The sequence below is a fragment of the Collinsella sp. AM09-41 genome, assembly GCF_003473245.1.
Taxonomy (GTDB): Bacteria; Actinomycetota; Coriobacteriia; order Coriobacteriales; family Coriobacteriaceae; genus Collinsella.
On sequence record NZ_QRMJ01000004.1, the window covers coordinates 151,307 to 168,094 of the forward strand.

The window sequence follows — 16,788 nt, forward strand, 5'->3', positions numbered from 1 at the left end:
CTTGGTATTTTGCACGCGACCACCTAGCCCATGACCGACATGGTGAGCAGCACCGCAGCGGCGCAGTACGCTACGCACGAGATCATGACGGCAATAACGTTCATGGCGGTGCCCGACGTGTTGAGGTCATGCTCGTCACGCCAGAACAGCACCATCAGGTAAATCACGGCGCTCATGTTGCCAACCAGGCAAATGATGGCAGCGATATTAAAGCACCCGGTAAAGAGTTGCTCCTCAAACATGGACGCATCGGGGAACGCAGCGGTGCGCACCAGCTGGGCGCACAGGTAGGTCACGAGCGACAGAATCAGGCCCATGCCCGTGCTCTGGAAGAAGAACCCCAGATACGGCTTGGGCTCGTCGTCGTGACCGTCATACTCCAGGAAGTAGTTCTTGACGAACGACACCATGCGCGAGGCCGCCAGCAGCACGAGCGGCATGGCGCACATGGGGAACACCACCAGATGCGCGGAGCCGAGCGCCGTTCCCAGCACGGTCGCCATGATGCACGACGCGATGCCCCATACAACAACCCAGTACTGGCGATGCACGAACCAGCTGAGCACGTTCGTCGAGTCGTCCGACGCGCTGTCGCCCGAGCCGACACCGGCGATCTGCAGGTCCTCCTGATGCTCCTCGGCGATAACGTCCATGGCGTCGTCGAAGGTTACGATACCCAGGATATGACGGTTCTCGTCGCAGACGGGGATAGCGACCAGGTCGTACTTGGTCATCTCGTCCGTCACGTCTTCCTGGTCCTCGTCGGGCGACACGTAGACCAGGTCGCGATAGGCCAGCTGACCCAGCGTGGCGTCGCGGTCGGCTACGATCAGCGTGCGCAGCGAAAGCACACCGGTCAGCATGCCGCTCGGATCCTCGGTATAGACGTAGTAGACGCTCTCGAAGTCCTCGTCGAGCTCGCGAATCGCCTCGATGGCGTCACCGACCGTTGCCGTGGCAGGCAGGGAGACAAACTCCGAGGTCATGATGCGGCCGGCGGTGTTGTCCTCATACCCCAGCAGGTTACGAATCGCCTTCTCCTCCTTGACGCCCATCAGGCGCAGGAGCTTCTCGGCCTTCTCGTAATCAAGCTCGTCGATCAGGTCGGCAGCGTCGTCCGGGTCCATCATGGCCAGCATCGACGATGCGTCCGTGTCGGACAGGCCCTCGAGCATCTCGGTCATAAGCTCGTCGTCATCGAACTCCGAGATAGCTTCGGCTGCCTGGGCGGTATCGAGCTGCGCAAACACCTGCGCACGTAGGCGCGGGTCGAGCTGCTCGATAATGTCGGCGATGTCGGCAGGGTGCAGCTCGCCGAGCGTCTTGTGCGACACCGAGAGTTGGATGTTTTTAGTCGAGCGGTCGAGCAGGTCCATGTAGGACCAAGCGATGATGTCCTCGCTGAGCGGCTTGCCCAGGTGCTTCATAAAGCCCTCGACGACGTGCTCGAGTGCGGGGCTGATCGCGCGCAGCAGACCGCGGGCACCGACCTCGGCACCCAACAGGCGCAGCTGGTTTTCGCCCGACATGGAAAACTTGATGTCGTTGACGCGCACGACCTTCATGCCCTGCGTGTCGACGATCTGCTTATTGAGCACGTCACGCGCCAGCAGGAGCTCGGTCGGCTGCAGGTACGAGAAGCGAATATTGGTGGCAGACGTGTTGAGATACACGCCCGTCTCGTCGATACGGTCGACCCATTTGCGCCAGCTGATCATAAACGGCGTCTTGCCGGGGCCGCGGAACGCGAGCGACGTCACGTGCGGAAAAACTTCGCCGGTTGCAATGCCAAAATCGTTGACCACGCCGAGCTTTTCGCCGTCGACGTCCAAGACTGGCAATTTGAGCATCTCACTCAGATAATTCAATGGTGCTCCCCATCATTATTCCTCCGGACGCGGCCGCGCGTGCGGCGTCCGGGGGCTTCTGGATATGTATACGCATGCGCGGGCGGCACGCCGCTCGACGCTTACACCCCGTGCATGCGCAAAAAGCACCTGCATGGGGTCATCGACTGTATGGTCGAGGTTTGGATTTCACCTGTAACCTTTCTCTTGACCCTCATTAACCGCAGTAACTATAGCATCAGCATCGCCCTGCGGCATCGAATTTATGCGCTGCACATTGCAGGCATACCAAACGCTGACGTATCCGTGACATAGCCATTGGGGACGTTCTTAAACGACTACCCAATGACTACTCTGTGGTGTCATCGTCCTCGGCAAGTTGGGGGAACACGGCGTCCTTGGGCATGGTGACCTTCGTCAGCGAGGTGAGCTTTTTGCTCAGCGACGTGTCCGTCTTGACCAGGTCGCTGAGCGTCACGATCTTGTAGCCGTCGGCGACAAGGCCGTCGATGATCTGCGGCAGCGCCTCGAGCGTCTGCTCGGCGCATTCGTCTCTATCGGTGAGCAGCACGATATTGCCCGGCGTCACCGAATCGAGCACCGTTGAGACCTGCTCGTCGGCACCGTTGAGCAGCCAGTCGCCCGAGTCAATATTCCACGAGACCACGGCGGAGACCAGGTCCATCGCATCAATCCAGTTTTGCTCGTCAAAGGCAGCGTAGGGAGCACGCAGCAGCATCGTCTTCACGCCGGTCGCCGACTTAATCGCATCGGTGCCTTTCGTGATCTGTTCGCGTACCGTCTCACGGTCCTGACCCTTGAGCGAATCGTCGCTGTAGCTGTTGGATCCGATCTCGCACCCGGCATCGACAATCGCCTTGGCCGTGGCAGGCGAGGCCTCGGCCGCATCGCCCGAAAGGAAGAACGTCGCGGTAACGCCCTTTTCCTTGAGCACCTGCAAGATCTGTTTGGTGGCGCCGCTCGGACCCTCGTCAAACGTCAGCGCCACGTACTTTTTGTTGCCCTTGGGCGCCACGCTGGCGCACGCAACGACGCAATCGGTGGCGGGCACAACCTCGCCGCGGTCCTGCGTCTTGCCCGACTGCTCACCAACCCACACCTCGGAGCGGCCCTGGACACCCCATGTCTGCACATACTCGATAGCGCCCGTGCCCTCGACCTTGAGCTTGGGCTCGATAACCGTAGCCTGAACCTCGTGCTTCTCGTAGGTGTTACGGCCATCCTTGACCGTCACCTTCTCGCCGCCCTCAAGTTCGCGGCTATCCCATTTGCCCTGTTTTATGCGCTTGCCGTCCACCTTAACCGACAGCTTTTCGCCGCCATGGCGCTTGAGCACGCTGTCATCGACGGCCAGCAGGTCGCCTGCGTCGTAGGTATCGGTCAACTCCTGGTCGTCGATGAGATTCTGCAGCGTAGAGCCCACGCGCACCGCGGTCTTTTGCCCGTTGAGTTCCACGTCCACGCTGCGGTTGACGTAGCCCACGACAGCAGCGATAAACAGCACGAGCGCACAGCCCACGGCAATGAGCGCATAGGGCAGACGGGACGGTCGGCGCGGCGAGCGCCCGTTGCCGATGCGCGCGCTGCGGTCGCTAAACCCGCGGCTATGGTTGAGGTACATCGCGCCGGGCTTACGGCGGCGACGGCGCTGACCGCTGGGCAGCTGCCCCAGGTCGCGGCGCGCCGTCGGACGCGCACCCGAACGCCCGTTTAAGTTGGATCCGTTTTGGCGCATGTGCCCTCCCCCATAAACACAGCAAGCCGGAGCAACAGGTCTCCGGCTTGCCTCCCATCATTTGGTACGTCGCTATTTTGTAGCTTTTGACGAGCCTCCGCTCGCCTTTTGGTATTCGTCCTTAAAGGCCTTGAACATGCCGCGCGTCTTGCCGAGCTGCTTGCCCAGTGCGCGACTGCCTTTGTCCACGGCGACCGATCCCTTGTCGTCGAGCACCTTGGCGCCCTTTTTGACCTTGTCGCCCACCACGACGCTGGCCTCGGCGGCCTTGGCGGCCGCACCGCCCGAATACCCAAGCGACTTGACCTCGTCCGAGACGACCATCGCGCCGTTCTCGTAGCCGCGTAGCATCGTCGGCGGCACCTGCGTGTCACCAACCAAAACACTCGAAGCAGCACCGGCGGTCACATAGAATGCCTGCACGATGCCCGAACGTGGCTTGAACTCAACGTCCGAGCAATAGCCCACGACGTCGCCCGATTCCGTGCGCACGTCCATACCGACCCAGATGATGCAATCGTCCAGGTTGATGTCGAGGCGCTTGGCAGCGGCGGCATCGTATGTGTCCTTGACGTCATCGACCGCAATGGCGCCCTCATAGACGCCGATGGCATCGAGCGCCACAAAGCGGTCGGGGCGCTCGATCATGCCCGCGATATCGGACTGGCGGACCATAAAGCCGACCACGCGCGTACCGCCCGGGGTAAAGACCGGAAAGTGAATCTTTCCGAGCTTTTTAGGGCTGCGCGGTGTGCCGTCCTTTTTGGTGCGTTTGTCCTCGGTAGGCTTGCGATAGATCTTGGCGCCGACAAAATCCCCGGCGCGCATTATGCCTCGGTCGAGGGCTCCGCAGCCTCGGTATCAGCCTCGGCGGCGTTCTCGACCACGACGTCGGCGGCAGGCGTCACGTTGCCGCCCGAAATGGCGTCGTTGAGCTGCTCGCGCAGCTGGTCCATGCGCTCGCGGGCCAGGTCGACCTTGGCGCGCAGGTCGTCGGTCTTGGCGTCGACCATCGGGCCAAAGTCATTCACCGCAGCACGGGCCTCCTCGGCGCTGTGCTCGTAGGTGTCGCGCATATTGTCCCAGGCGTCGTTGGCGATATCGGCAGCCATGGCGCGGGTCTCGGCGCCCGAGCGCGGGGCCAGAGCAACACCGATAATAGCGCCGGCAGCGGCACCAAAAAGTGCGCCGGAGACAAAGCTGAAAGTCTTACCCATGATCATTCCTCTCCTGCGGGCACGTCGGTGCCCACCGTTTGAATGCTGTCCATTATACCCGCAGCGCATCACTTGCCGCTCCGCTCATCTGCGTACGGCAAAGGCGCAGGTACGTGATGGTGATAAACGCGTAGGCCTACTCCTGAGGCATAGCCGGCATGGCCACCGTGGCACCCGGGTCCTCGCCGGCGCCGTCCACGAGTGGCAGGCCGCCCTCATGCGCAGGTCCTGCCGGAACCGTCGCCGCACCGCCAAAGACGGCAGCGGAGGCCTCGTGGTTCTCGGCAACCGCGCCCTCGGTATCAATCGCCACCTGGGGCTCGTCGTCAAAGTTGGGGACGCCCTGGGGCTCGGTGGGAACGGGCTCGGCGGTCGCATCGGCAACGGGCTCGGCGTCGACCGGCACATCGCCCTCGTCAGCGCCCTCGTCCTCGGCAGCATCTTCGCCGTTCGCAGCAGCGACGGCCTCGTGAGGATCCTTGCCCTCGGCCTCGGCGCGCATGCCCAGCACCAGGTTGCGCAGGCCCGCGACCGTGCCTTCCACGTCGGGGGCAGGCTGGTCGGCGTGCAGGTACGCCCAGTCCATCATAAAGGTGGCCGACGACAGCGCACCGATGGCCAGTGCGTCGTCGGGACACGAAAGCTCGACCTCAAAGACACGCTCGTCATGCTCGCTTACGCGCGTGCGGCCGCACGAGATGCTACCGGCAAGACCGGTCTCGTTCATGAGCTCGACCGTCACGTGCTCCAGCAGGTGGCAGAGCTCGGTCTGACCCATGCAGTCCTGGAACTCGCGGCCGGAATCGCCCAGGCACAGGTGCTTGGCAATCGCCGGTACCAGGTAGTACACGCGCGCCGTGGCCTCGATGTCCTCCGAGGTCATGAGCGGCATGCCGGGGTTCACCAGCACATGCGCACAGATCTTGTCCTCGCTGACGGTGACCTTAAGGATGTTGAACAGGCCTGCCATAACTCTCCCCTACTCTTCCTTGTCCTACTCGTCGCCATCGTGCGGATCCACAGAGCCCGCACCCGACGCCGCCGGCTTCTCTGCCGAAGACTCGGAATCCTTCTTATCGGTTTCGGCCGGAGCGATCACGCGAATGAGCGAGATGCGCTGGCCACGCATCGACTGCACTTTAAACTTGTACCCCGCGACCTCAAACACCTCTCCGATGTCGGGCACCGAGTCGCAAAGCTCCAAAATCCAGCCGGCGATGGTCTCATAATCATCGCTTTCCTCGAGCGGCCAACCAAGCTCAATCGCGTCATCGCACGAAAAACGCCCATCGACGAGCCACTCGCGGCGCGAAAGGCGCGTGAGGTACTTGTTGTCGGGGTCGAACTCGTCCTCGATCTCGCCCACGATCTCCTCGACGATGTCCTCGATGGTGATGATGCCGGCCGTGCCGCCGTACTCATCCACGACGACCACGATCTGGTCGTGCGAGGTCTGCATCTCGGACAGCAGCGGCAGGATGTCCTTGGTGTCGGGCACAAAGGTGGCGTCGCGCAAAAAGCCGGCGATGGGCTGGTCGCCCTTGCCATCGAGCGCGGGCTGGATCAGGTCCTTGATGTGCGCGATGCCCGCGACGTTGTCGGGGTCCTCGTGATAGACGGGGATGCGGCTGAAGCCGGTCTGGCGCATGGTGGACAACACGTCGGCGACCGTCTCGTCGTCCTCGCACATGGTGGTGTCCACGCGCGGCACCATGACCTCGCGGGCAACGGTGTCGCCCAGGTCGAAGATCTCGTGGATCATGCGCTTTTCCTCGTCGAGCAGGTCGTCCTGCTCCGAGACCATGTACTTGATCTCTTCCTCCGAGACGTTCTGACGGTCGTCGGCACTCTTGATACGCAAGATGCGGGCCAGGCCATCGGAGCAAGCGCCAGTCAGCCACACGAGCGGACGGGCGATCTTTTGGAATACGGAGAGCGGTCCCACGACCTGCTTGGATACGCCCTCGGCGTTAGCAAGGCCGATGCGCTTGGGCACGAGCTCGCCGATCACGATGGACACAAAGGCGACGGCGACGGTGATGATGACCGGCGCCAGGCCGCGCGCGATGGCGGAGAGCGGCGCGATGCCAAAGCTCATGAGCCACGTGGCGAGCGGGTCGGACAGGCTCGTCGAGGCAACGGCGGACGAGGCGAAGCCCACGAGCGTGATGGCGACCTGGATGGTGGCGAGCAGCTGGTCGGAGTCGGCAGCCAGCTTAATGGCACGCTCGGCGCGCTTGTCGCCCTCCTCGGCATCGTGCTCCAGCACGGCGCGCTTGGCCGTGGTGAGCGCCATCTCGGACATAGAGAAGTAGCCGTTGATGAGGGTCAAAACGAGGGTAGTGATAAGGGAGATGGTTATGTCCATCGGGAGTTTCTCGAACCTCCAAGATTCGGGACGTCAGGTCAAAACGTTGATGACGGATACGGCAATTGCACCGGCGCCCAAACGAGGACGCGGGCGCGCAGGCGTGGTCGCTAGATTACGAAGAGGATCACCGCCATGAACTGGAAGATGCTGCCGGCGAGCACCCACAAGTGGAAAACACTGTGCAGATAGCGCACGTTTTTGGCGATATAGAACGGCACGCCCACGGTATAGCACACGCCGCCGACAGCGAGCAGGGCAAGCGCTACGGGGTTCAGCAGTGCCACAAGCGCGGGCAGCTTAAAGACAACGAGCCAGCCCATCAGCAGGTAGACCAGGCCACTTACCCAGTGCGGTTGACGCTCGCGCAAAAAGCACTCGAGGGCAATCCCGACGATGGCGATGGCCCACACAGCAAAGAACAGCATAGGGCCGCCGTCGTTTGCGAGCGTGATGAGGCAAAACGGCGTATAGCTGCCGGCAATAAGCAGGTAGATGCAGCTGTGGTCGATGATACGAAACACGCGCTTGGCGCGCGCGGGCTGAATCGCGTGATAGAGCGTGGAGGCCAAGTATTCGAGGATGATACTGACGCCATAGACAATCGCCGCGGCCATGTGGGCCGGGCCTCCGCCGCGCAGGGCAGCGAATACGATCAGGAGCACCAGGCCCGCGATACCCAGCAGGCAGCCGACACCATGGGTGACGGAGTTCATGATCTCCTCACCCACCGTGTAGTGTGGAACGGCCGCGGTCTTGGGTCGCGGCTTAGAACTGTCGCTCGAATCGGACATGCCGGTTACATCCTCCAACGTAAAGAGTTCTCAACACTATATCAAAGCGTCTGGGTGCGTGCGAAATTTGCACCATACGTGACCCTTTGTTTACCCATTCTTTGCCTGTTGACGCATCAACGGTGAACGTCCATAATGCGCTTGCATTAAATGTTGATGTATTAACATCTTATAGGAAAGCTTCTTATGTCTCAAAACGCACGTTCCCATCGAAAGCTCAAGATAGCCGGCATCGTTGCGCTGGTGCTCGTTGTAGCGCTGCTGGGGTTTGCCGGCAACTTCTTGTTCGACTTTGCCCTGAACCCTCGCGCCCCCTACACCATGAAGATGATGCAGGACGGCAAGGACGCCGAAAAGGGTGAACAGATGGATGCCGAGGGAACCGAGGCGCGGGCATGGTTTAAAGAGAACCGCGAGAGCAGCAGCCTCACCGCAGATGACGGAACCGAACTTGCCGCTTGGTATTTTGTCGCCCCAGAGAGCACGCACAATTACGCTATCTGCCTACACGGATACACCGATGAGCCCATCGGTATGGCCCGATACGTCAAGCGATTCCACGACCGCGGCATGAACGTGCTCGCACCTGCCGCCCGCGCCCACGAGCGTTCCGGCGGTGACTACATCGGCATGGGCTGGCCCGAGCGACTCGATGTCGTCGCGTGGATCGGGCGGATCGTTGCGGCCGATCCCAAGGCGCGCATCCTGGTCTTTGGCGAGTCGATGGGTGCAGCGACCGCCATGAATGTAGCGGGGGAATCTCTGCCCGCAAACGTGAAATGCATTATCGAGGACTGCGGCTATACAAGCGTTTGGGACGAGTTTTCCCTGCAGCTCAAGGACGTGTTCGGCCTGCCCAGCTTTCCCTTGCTCGATGTAGCAAACTTAGTGTGCAACGTGCGCGCAGGCTACGACTTTCATAAGGCGAGCAGTGTGAACCAACTCGAACACGCGACGGTTCCCATGCTGTTTATCCACGGCGACCAGGACACCTTTGTGCCGTACGACATGCTCGACCAAAACTACGACGCGTGCGCCAGCAAGGTTAAACAGAAGCTCACTATCCACGGCGCCACCCACGCCAAGAGCGCGCAAGTTGACCCCGAGCTCTACTGGAACACGGTCGACGACTTCCTCGACAAGAATTTTTAAGCAAATAGTACGGTTTACTGGTCTATCTGGCCCCTAGCACTTCCAAAAAGCCGCCCGTGGGCGCTGTGCTCACGGGCGGTTTTTACTAACGTTGCGCTACAAAAGCGCTTGATATGTCCAATAGCTAGGCGCTATTTGACCTCGATGAGCTCGTACTTGCTCGTGCCCAGGCCGATCTTCTCGGCATGCGCGATGCACGCGCGCCAGTCGGTGTCGGGATGCGTGATGCAGAAGGGATCCTTGGCCTGCTCGCCCTCCAGATGCTCGTGATTATGCTCCATCTTGGCCGCGCTGTCGGTAAGCTCGGTGTTAGGCAGCAGCTCGGACGCCAGGACGGCGTCGGCGCAGGCCTGGTCGATGGCGACCGGGTCGAAGCTCGCGAACATGCCGATGTCGTTGACGATGGGCGTGTCATTCTCGGGATGGCAGTCGCAGTTGGGGCTGATGTCCATGGCGAGCGAGATGTGGAAGCTCGGGCGGCCGTCGACGATGGCCTTGGTGTACTCAGCGATCTTGTAGTTGAGTACGTCGGCCGCGGCATCATAGTCGGGCTTGATGCAGTCCTGGTTGCACGCCGCAATGCAGCGTCCGCAGCCCACGCAGCGATCGCGGTCGATGGCAGCCACGTGAACCGTGCGAGTGCTGCCGTTGGCAAGCTCGCGCTCACGCGTACCGTCAAACGTGATGGCGCTGTGCGCGCATATCTTCTCGCAGGCACGGCAGCCAACGCAGTTGGTGGTATCGACGCTCGGCTTGCCAGCGGCGTGCTGCTCCATCTTGCCGGCACGGCTACCGCCGCCCATACCCAGGTTCTTCATGGCACCGCCAAAGCCGGCCTGCTCATGGCCCTTAAAGTGGGTGAGGCTAATCACGATGTCGGCATCCATGAGTGCCTGGCCGATCTTTGCCTCGCGCACGTACTCGCCGCCCTCGACCGGGACGAGCGCCTCGTCGGTGCCCTTGAGGCCGTCGGCGATGATGATCTGGCAGCCCGTGGCGTACGGGGTAAAGCCGTTCTGGTAGGCGGTGTCGATGTGCTCGAGCGCATTTTTGCGGCTACCCACATAGAGCGTGTTGCAGTCGGTGAGGAAGGGCTTGCCGCCCAGCTCCTTCACGACATCCGCGACGGCGCGGGCGTAGTTGGGGCGCAAAAAGCTCAGGTTGCCCAGCTCGCCAAAGTGAATCTTAATGGCGACGAACTTGTTCTCAAAGTCGATCTGCTCAATACCGGCGCGACGGATGAGGCGCTTGAGCTTGTCGAGTTGGCTCTCGCGAGCATGCGTGCGCAGGTTGGTGAAGTACACCTTTGCCGGTGCTGCGGGTGCGGTTGCGGTCATAGATCTATCCCCTCGGTCTATATGGCGTTACAGACATAGAGGATGGTACCCGTTAAAGCGGGGTCGAAGTCAAGCACAACACCGAGTCGTTAGGCACTCATTGGGGACAGACTTAAATGAGTGCTTGCCGCCCGGCCAGCGAGCCGGCGATCCGGCAAAGACTGTCCCCAACGACTAGTCGTTTAAGAACGTCCCCAATGACTACTCCTGCACCTTGAGGGCTTCGGCCAGGCTGACGCGCTTGATAGAGCGCGTGTGCAGCAGCGCCACGACCAGGTAGGTCGCAAAGCCGATGCCGATGCATGCAGCCATGGACCAAGCGGGCACGTAGATCTCGATATTGCCGTTGTAGGCGAGCAGCATCGAGCGGAAGATGGCCGTGAGCGAGCCAATAATGACCGGCAGGCTCAGCACGAGCGACGCCGCCACGCACAGCGTGATCGAGCGGATGTACAGATGCGAGATCTCGCTATCGCGATAGCCAAAGACTTTCATGTAGCTGATCGAACGGGCGCTGTGGTCGATCACCGCCTTGGTCAGCAGGTACATAAACAGCAGGAAGATAAACACCGCGAGCCCGACCATCATGCCGATCATTTTGCTCATCATGCCGATGAACTGGTCACCCACGGCGCGCATGTCGTCGGGCGTGGTGTCACCGGCAAAGTAACGAGCATCGAGGTCGAGCTTCTCGTCGCTCACATAGCCGTTAAAGTAGGCGGCGTCGTTGCCGAACAGCTCGTTAAAGTCATCGATGCTCATATAGATATTCATGTCCGACTTTGAACCCCAGATGCAGTCCTTACCCGCGTACTCAAGAGAATAATCCCGAGCCTCGTACTTGTCGCGAAGCTCGACCTTCTGGCCCTCGCTCCAGCCAAACTTATCGAGCAGACCGCCGCCAAAGACGACGCGCCCGTCGCCGACGTTGAGGTCTTTCCAATAGCGCGAATGAGATGAAATGCCGTAGACAGAGATGGCCTCTGTGCCGTTTCCCTCGCCGCGGTCGTATTGCAGCTGGTAAACGGCATATTTCTCGGCCTGCGCGATTGCGCCCGCGCCGTTGTCGGTCGTGTTGATCGGGTGAATGTCGTCGTTGTCGGTGTCGATCTTAGAGGCCTTGTCGATCAGGTCGATGGCCTCATCGCGGTCGCAGCCGAGGGCATCGGCAAGGTCATCGAGGCGCGCATAAAGCGCATCTTTCTTGTCCTGGACCTTGGCGAGCGCGTCCTGCGCCGCGGCCAGGCTCTCGGCAGACGGAGATGCGGTCGCGGCATCGGCTGCCGTCTGCGCCGCATCGGCCGCGTCGTCAAGCTCGTCATCGGCATCCTGGGCGGCGGAGAGCAGCGCGCCGTCAATCGACTGCAAGCGCTCGAGCGCCGCCCACTGCCCGCGCTCCTCGGCAGTACCCTCAAGCTCTAGCGGAGCCTTGAGCGTGTACTGGTGCTCGGCGACCAGGCTTGTCTCCAGGTTGTCCGCATAGTGCGTCATCGTGGGCAGGATCGCCAGGCCAAAGAGCAGCAGCAGCGAGGCAAACGCAATGCCCACGAAGAGCGTGGCGAAGTTGCCCAGGTTGCGCAGGAAGATGCGCAGGCGAAAGCGCGAGACAAAGCCCATGCGCTCCGGCAGCTGCAGGCCGCGCTTGGTGCCCGATTTGCCGCTCGCCTCGTGACGAAGGAACTGCAACGGCGTCTTGCCCATCTTGCGAAGCAGGCCCACCAGCGTGATGAGGATGAGCGCGGCAGCGGGAACCACGGCGCACTTCACAAAAATCTCCCAGCTCCAGTACACCTGGAAGGGAGGCAGGCTGTACGAACCGTAATAGAGGCCGCGCATGGGCTCGGTAAAGAACGCGACGCCGAGCGCGGTGCCCAAAAGCGCCGCGACCACGCCCACGATGGCGGGAAGTGCCAGGTAGTGCAGCACGATCTCGCGGCGGCGATAGCCGCTGGCGAGCAGCGTGCCAATGATGGCGCTCTCCTCCTCGATGGTGGCGTCGGTAAGGACCACAAAGACGAACGCCATGATCACGATGATAATGTTGAGCAGCGTCATCCACATCATGGAGTCGCCGTCGACGTCGTCGCGCGCGTAGCCAATACCCTGGTTGGAATCGGCGTCGATCAGATCGTCCACGCGCGCATCGGCATCGGTCAGCGCCTCGACCATATCCTGCTCCGCATCGATGCGATCCGCGGTGGGGAGGTCGCGATCGGTAAAAGCAAAGGAGTAGGTGTAGGCAGGTGCACCACCGGCATCCTCGAGCGCGGCAAAGCCGGCGTCGGTGACCTCGGCCACACCATAGGTGATGGTGTTCACCGTAAAGTCCGAATTGTTGAGGAACAGCGCCTGGCTATCGGGCTGGGTCATGATGCCGCAGATGGTGTAGGTGCGGCCCTCAAGCTCAACCTTATCGCCCACGACAAGGTCGTTGTTGGTGGCAAAAACTCGGTCGATAGCCACCTCATCGTCCGTCTTGGGCTGCTTGCCTTCGCAGTAGGACGCGATATCGACCTTGGTGCGGTGCGCATAGGTGCGCAACGTGCGCTTGGTGCCGTCGTCGCCGGCGGTCTTTTTGATGATGGCGTCGATGGAGAAATTCTTGTAGAGCGTGACGCCGCCGACGTCGTCGGCTGCATCCTCGGCTGCCTTGAGCTGGTCGTCGGTAGCCTCGAAGGAGGTGGTCACGCGGCCGTCCTCAATCGTGTACGCATCGCGCATGTCGTCGATAAGGCAACCGATGGAATGCGCCGCGAGCAAAAAGCCCGAGGTGAGAGCGATGCTCCCGCACATAAGCAAAAAGATGCCCAGGTACTTGCCGATATTGCGGCGCAGCTCGCGCGGGAGTCGCTTTGCGAGAGGTGTCATGGCATCGCCTACCAATCGAGCTCGGCGGCCGCAACGGGCGACTCGTTGAGCTCATCCTTGACGATGCGGCCGTCGCGCAGGCGCAGCACGCGGTTGGCCATGCGGGCGATGGCGGCGTTGTGGGTGACAATGATGATGGTGCAGCCGTAGGTGCGGTTGACGTCCTCCATGAGCTGCAGGATTTCCTTGGACGTCTTGTAGTCAAGCGCGCCGGTGGGCTCGTCGCACAGCAGCAGGCCCGGGTTTTTGACGAGTGCGCGGCCGATGGCGCAACGCTGCTGTTGGCCGCCCGAGACCTGGCGCGGGAACTTGTTGCGGTGCTCGTAGAGGCCCAGCGAACGCAGCAGGTCGTCGACATTGAGCGGGTTTTTGGACAGGTGCGCCGTGACCTCGATGTTCTCCTTGATGGTAAGGTCGGGCACCAGGTTGTAGAACTGGAAGACAAAACCCAGCTCACGGCGGCGATACTCGCCCAGATCGGTAGGTTTGAGCACCGTGAGGTCGCAGCCGTCCACCATGATGGAGCCACCGTCGGCATCCTCCAGGCCGCCGATCAGGTTGAGAAAGGTCGACTTGCCCGAGCCCGAGGGCCCCAGCATGACGCAGATCTCGCCGCGGTTGATGGACGTGTCGATGCCATCGAGTACCGTCAGGCGCGCATCACCGTCGCCGTAGTGTTTCCTGAGCCCGCTGACCTGGACATACGCTTGCTTTGTCGCCATGCTATCCCCCGTTGTTAGCCTTCAGCTACTTTTCTAGGGTAATAGTAAACCCAGGCGAACTATTTTTAAGCGACAGGCGCGATTTTTTCCAAACCAGTCATTGGGTACTCATTGGGGACAGACTTAAATGACTGAAACCACTCATTTAAGTCTGTCCCCAATGAGTAAAATCGCTCATTTAAGTCTGTCCCCAATGAGTGGTCCCAAGTGCCGGCAGGAAAGGAACGTCCCCAAAGGCCGGCATATTGGGACAGTCCTTGCCAACCCGGCTGGCGAACCGGCGAATCGGCAAAGACTGTCCCCGATGACTAGTCGTTTAAGAACGTCCCCAAGTGACGGGTTACGGCTAGGCATGGGATTTGGCGCGCGTGAGGGCCAGGCCTACGGCGGCGATGGCGGCGGCGAAGAGCACGGTGACGCCCAGGTCGCAGGCGATGTCGCCCAGCACGGTGAACGTCAGGTCCGCGGCGAGCGCCTTGCCGATCGCGTCGTTCACCCAAAACGTCGGCACAAAATGCGCCACGGTCTGCACGGCCGAGCCCATGAACGACAGCGGCATCCAGGCGCCACCCAAAAACGTCATGAGCATGCCGAGTAAGTTGCCCACACCGTTGAGCAGCTCCTCGCGCGCGCCCAGGCTCGAAAGGGCAAAGCCAACGGCCAGCGGCGTGCACGCCAGGGCAAACGTCGCCGCCAGCGCCAGGCACACACGGCCCACGCCGACCTCGGCGACCGCGCCGGCAAAGCCCACGACACCCATCATGCTCGACACAAACCATATGCAGACGGTGAGCACCGCGGCAGCCGCGAACACGGCAAGCGAACGCCGGCGCTCGGAGATTGGGCCGGCATCCATACGACGCACGCGCTCGGGCTCGTTCATGCCCGAAAACACCAGTCCCACCGACACGATGACCGACGAGATGATCGCGTACGCGCCAAAGTTGAAGTACGACTCGAGCGTGGTAGCAGCAGTCGAGTCGACCTTGACCTGCTCGATCTGGACCTCCGCGCGCTTTGCGGCCGCGTGCTCGGCGGCCCTTGCGACGTCACCGTTGGAGGCAGCGGGTTCAAGCGCCGCCGCAGCGCCCGCGAGCGAGATCCAGCGCGAGGCCTCGGCGGACGAAAGCGCCGCCGCCATGGTGCCGGAACCATAGGTCACGTCGAGCTTGGGCAGGGCCTCCCCCGCACGGGCGGCTGCAACAAGATCGTCCTCAAACCCCTCCGGGATAAAGAACACGCAATCGGCACTGCCCTTGGCGCTGTTGCTCTTGGAGAGCGCGTCGGCAAGGTCGTATGTGTCGTCGCCGACGCCCGTGACCAGGTCAAAGCGTGAGCCCAGGTGCTTGGTAAGCGCCCGCGAAAGGTCGCTATTGTCGCGGTCGACCACGATCACGTTGGTGTCGTAGGGCTTGTACTCGGTAAGCTGCGACGAGTTCCAGCTCACCGAAGCCGCGATGAATACGCCCATGAGCGAGATGAATACCGTATAGATGAGCAGGTAGAACGGGTGCGCCAGCGCCATGCGAAGCGCGGTCTTAAAGGTGCTCATAGCGGCTCCTTCCAAAGATCAGCGTAGCGGCGGCGACAAACACCAGGGCCATCAGGACGAGCGCGCCGGCGCGAACAGCGAAGGGCCCCAGGTCCTCAAAGAAATACAGGCGATTGAACATGTCGCAGATGAGCTTGACGGGGTTGAGCCAGCACTCGGCCGGGCAGGCGCGGGCGACATCGTCGGCAAGCGCCATCGCCGGCTCGCCGTAGAGTCCGGCGAACAGGGCGCACGTGGTAGCGAAGCCCGTGAGGATACCGGACTTGGACGCCTTGCCGCCCTTAACGGGAAGCGTGCCCACAAAGAGCCCCAGGCCCGTGGCGGCAAGCGCGGATGCAGCACCGCCCACCAGACACAGCCCCTCGCGCCCGCCAAAGTCGACGCCAACGACTAGGCGCACGTAGCCAATCGCGACCGCCATCGAGGCAAATGAGACCAGCCACGAGCCGACAAAGATGCCGGCCAGCGACGCTGTCTTGGAAAGGCCGCCCACGCAGCGGCGCGCACCAAGGCCCGACAGATTGGGCTGCAAATCGACGACGCTCAAGGCGGCAAACTCGGCAGACATCATCGCGACCAGACCAAAGAGCGCGTAGTAGTAAATGGTCGTGCCGTCGGGCGTGGTGCGCGTCAGGCTCACGCGGCGGGTTCCGCCCTCGAGCGACAGGGCGCGCGCAACCGCCTCCGGGTCGGCGAGCGCCGCCGGGTTGTCCTGGGCAATCTGGGACATGAGCTCGGCATTTTGTGTATACGAGCTTGCCACCGTCTCAAGGATGCTGCGGTCGGTGAGCACCGACGAGGCGCGCGAGCCGTCATAGCTCGAGAGCAGCGTGAGCTTGGGCGTGCCCGCAGCGTCGACCGTATAGATGCCCGCGACCTCGCCGGACTTGAGCGCACGGTTCGCGGCGTCCACATCCTCGCACTCGTGGATCTCGAGCAGCTGATCGTTGTCTTCCTTGGCAAGCGACGTCGCCACGCCCTTAAAGGTCGAAGCGTCCCAAGCCTCGTCCGCCACGACGGCAACCGGCACCGGGTCGATCTTGCCGCCGGAGCTGAGGTTAGCAAACATAAACATGAACATCGTGGAAAGTGCGACGGGAAAGAGAGCACCCCAGACCCACGTGCTCGGCCGGCGCAGCAGCGTCTTGACCGTAGTGATGATGGTGTTGAACATG

The 16,788-nt window shown here is 61.7% G+C and carries 13 protein-coding genes; 1 reads left to right on the forward strand and 12 read right to left on the reverse strand.

Going from position 1 to position 16,788, the window contains the following annotated elements:
• Positions 1 to 23 precede the first annotated feature (23 nt).
• The 7 genes from DW112_RS06465 to DW112_RS06495 all read right to left on the reverse strand — a co-directional run bounded on the left by DW112_RS06465 (position 24) and on the right by DW112_RS06495 (position 7,982).
• On the reverse strand, positions 24 to 1,868 hold the full coding sequence (locus DW112_RS06465) for a magnesium transporter (protein WP_118328599.1): 1,845 nt from the start codon (positions 1,866 to 1,868) through the stop codon (positions 24 to 26).
• A 328-nt stretch (positions 1,869 to 2,196) separates the two neighbouring features.
• Positions 2,197 to 3,603, reverse strand: a complete 1,407-nt coding sequence (locus DW112_RS06470) for a polysaccharide deacetylase family protein (protein WP_233502635.1) — start codon at positions 3,601 to 3,603, stop codon at positions 2,197 to 2,199.
• A 72-nt stretch (positions 3,604 to 3,675) separates the two neighbouring features.
• Positions 3,676 to 4,431 carry a hypothetical protein gene (locus DW112_RS06475; protein WP_055252569.1) on the reverse strand — a complete coding sequence of 252 codons (756 nt, stop codon included), beginning with the start codon at positions 4,429 to 4,431 and terminating at the stop codon, positions 3,676 to 3,678.
• Positions 4,431 to 4,820 (reverse strand): YtxH domain-containing protein, encoded by a 390-nt coding sequence (locus DW112_RS06480; RefSeq protein WP_118328618.1) that lies wholly within the window; start codon positions 4,818 to 4,820, stop codon positions 4,431 to 4,433. Before DW112_RS06480 ends, DW112_RS06475 begins: the two co-directional genes overlap by 1 nt.
• Before the next feature lie 136 nt (positions 4,821 to 4,956).
• Positions 4,957 to 5,790: a hypothetical protein gene (locus DW112_RS10085; RefSeq protein WP_233504106.1), complete on the reverse strand. Its 834-nt coding sequence runs from the start codon at positions 5,788 to 5,790 to the stop codon at positions 4,957 to 4,959.
• 24 nt (positions 5,791 to 5,814) lie between these two features.
• Positions 5,815 to 7,188, reverse strand: coding sequence for a hemolysin family protein (locus DW112_RS06490; RefSeq protein ID WP_118328600.1), 1,374 nt, complete (start codon positions 7,186 to 7,188; stop codon positions 5,815 to 5,817).
• Between the two features lie 110 nt (positions 7,189 to 7,298).
• Positions 7,299 to 7,982 (reverse strand): hemolysin III family protein, encoded by a 684-nt coding sequence (locus tag DW112_RS06495; protein WP_199409686.1) that lies wholly within the window; start codon positions 7,980 to 7,982, stop codon positions 7,299 to 7,301.
• A gap of 186 nt (positions 7,983 to 8,168) precedes the next feature.
• Here DW112_RS06495 and DW112_RS06500 point away from each other — a divergent pair, with 186 nt between their 5' ends.
• Positions 8,169 to 9,134 (forward strand): alpha/beta hydrolase, encoded by a 966-nt coding sequence (locus DW112_RS06500; RefSeq protein ID WP_117583670.1) that lies wholly within the window; start codon positions 8,169 to 8,171, stop codon positions 9,132 to 9,134.
• A 131-nt stretch (positions 9,135 to 9,265) separates the two neighbouring features.
• Here DW112_RS06500 and DW112_RS06505 read toward each other — a convergent pair whose 3' ends face one another.
• The 5 genes from DW112_RS06505 to DW112_RS06525 all read right to left on the reverse strand — a co-directional run bounded on the left by DW112_RS06505 (position 9,266) and on the right by DW112_RS06525 (position 16,787).
• Positions 9,266 to 10,471, reverse strand: a complete 1,206-nt coding sequence (locus DW112_RS06505) for a DUF362 domain-containing protein (RefSeq protein WP_117583671.1) — start codon at positions 10,469 to 10,471, stop codon at positions 9,266 to 9,268.
• Positions 10,472 to 10,672: 201 nt separating this feature from the next.
• Positions 10,673 to 13,339 carry an ABC transporter permease gene (locus DW112_RS06510; protein WP_117790723.1) on the reverse strand — a complete coding sequence of 889 codons (2,667 nt, stop codon included), beginning with the start codon at positions 13,337 to 13,339 and terminating at the stop codon, positions 10,673 to 10,675.
• 8 nt (positions 13,340 to 13,347) lie between these two features.
• The gene (locus DW112_RS06515) at positions 13,348 to 14,061 is read right to left on the reverse strand and encodes an ABC transporter ATP-binding protein (RefSeq protein ID WP_118328601.1); all 714 of its coding nucleotides are present in this window, start codon (positions 14,059 to 14,061) and stop codon (positions 13,348 to 13,350) included.
• A gap of 346 nt (positions 14,062 to 14,407) precedes the next feature.
• A complete protein-coding gene (locus tag DW112_RS06520; RefSeq protein WP_118328602.1) occupies positions 14,408 to 15,613 on the reverse strand; it encodes an ABC transporter permease in 1,206 nt (401 codons plus the stop codon).
• Positions 15,600 to 16,787 (reverse strand): ABC transporter permease, encoded by a 1,188-nt coding sequence (locus DW112_RS06525; protein ID WP_118328603.1) that lies wholly within the window; start codon positions 16,785 to 16,787, stop codon positions 15,600 to 15,602. Before DW112_RS06525 ends, DW112_RS06520 begins: the two co-directional genes overlap by 14 nt.
• Between the last annotated feature and the right edge of the window lies 1 nt (position 16,788).

Excerpts from the sequence above, each read along its gene's own strand:
- DW112_RS06520 (WP_118328602.1), bottom strand. The coding sequence starts at position 15,613 with ATGAGCACCTTTAAGACCGCGCTTCGCATGGCGCTGGCGCACCCGTTC.
- DW112_RS06525 (WP_118328603.1), bottom strand. The coding sequence starts at position 16,787 with ATGTTCAACACCATCATCACTACGGTCAAGACGCTGCTGCGCCGGCCG.
- DW112_RS06510 (WP_117790723.1), bottom strand. The coding sequence starts at position 13,339 with ATGACACCTCTCGCAAAGCGACTCCCGCGCGAGCTGCGCCGCAATATC.
- DW112_RS06490 (WP_118328600.1), bottom strand. The coding sequence starts at position 7,188 with ATGGACATAACCATCTCCCTTATCACTACCCTCGTTTTGACCCTCATC.
- DW112_RS06505 (WP_117583671.1), bottom strand. The coding sequence starts at position 10,471 with ATGACCGCAACCGCACCCGCAGCACCGGCAAAGGTGTACTTCACCAAC.
- DW112_RS06495 (WP_199409686.1), bottom strand. The coding sequence starts at position 7,982 with ATGTCCGATTCGAGCGACAGTTCTAAGCCGCGACCCAAGACCGCGGCC.
- DW112_RS06515 (WP_118328601.1), bottom strand. The coding sequence starts at position 14,061 with ATGGCGACAAAGCAAGCGTATGTCCAGGTCAGCGGGCTCAGGAAACAC.
- DW112_RS06470 (WP_233502635.1), bottom strand. The coding sequence starts at position 3,603 with ATGCGCCAAAACGGATCCAACTTAAACGGGCGTTCGGGTGCGCGTCCG.
- DW112_RS06475 (WP_055252569.1), bottom strand. The coding sequence starts at position 4,431 with ATGCGCGCCGGGGATTTTGTCGGCGCCAAGATCTATCGCAAGCCTACC.
- DW112_RS06480 (WP_118328618.1), bottom strand. The coding sequence starts at position 4,820 with ATGGGTAAGACTTTCAGCTTTGTCTCCGGCGCACTTTTTGGTGCCGCT.
- DW112_RS10085 (WP_233504106.1), bottom strand. The coding sequence starts at position 5,790 with ATGGCAGGCCTGTTCAACATCCTTAAGGTCACCGTCAGCGAGGACAAG.
- DW112_RS06500 (WP_117583670.1), top strand. The coding sequence starts at position 8,169 with ATGTCTCAAAACGCACGTTCCCATCGAAAGCTCAAGATAGCCGGCATC.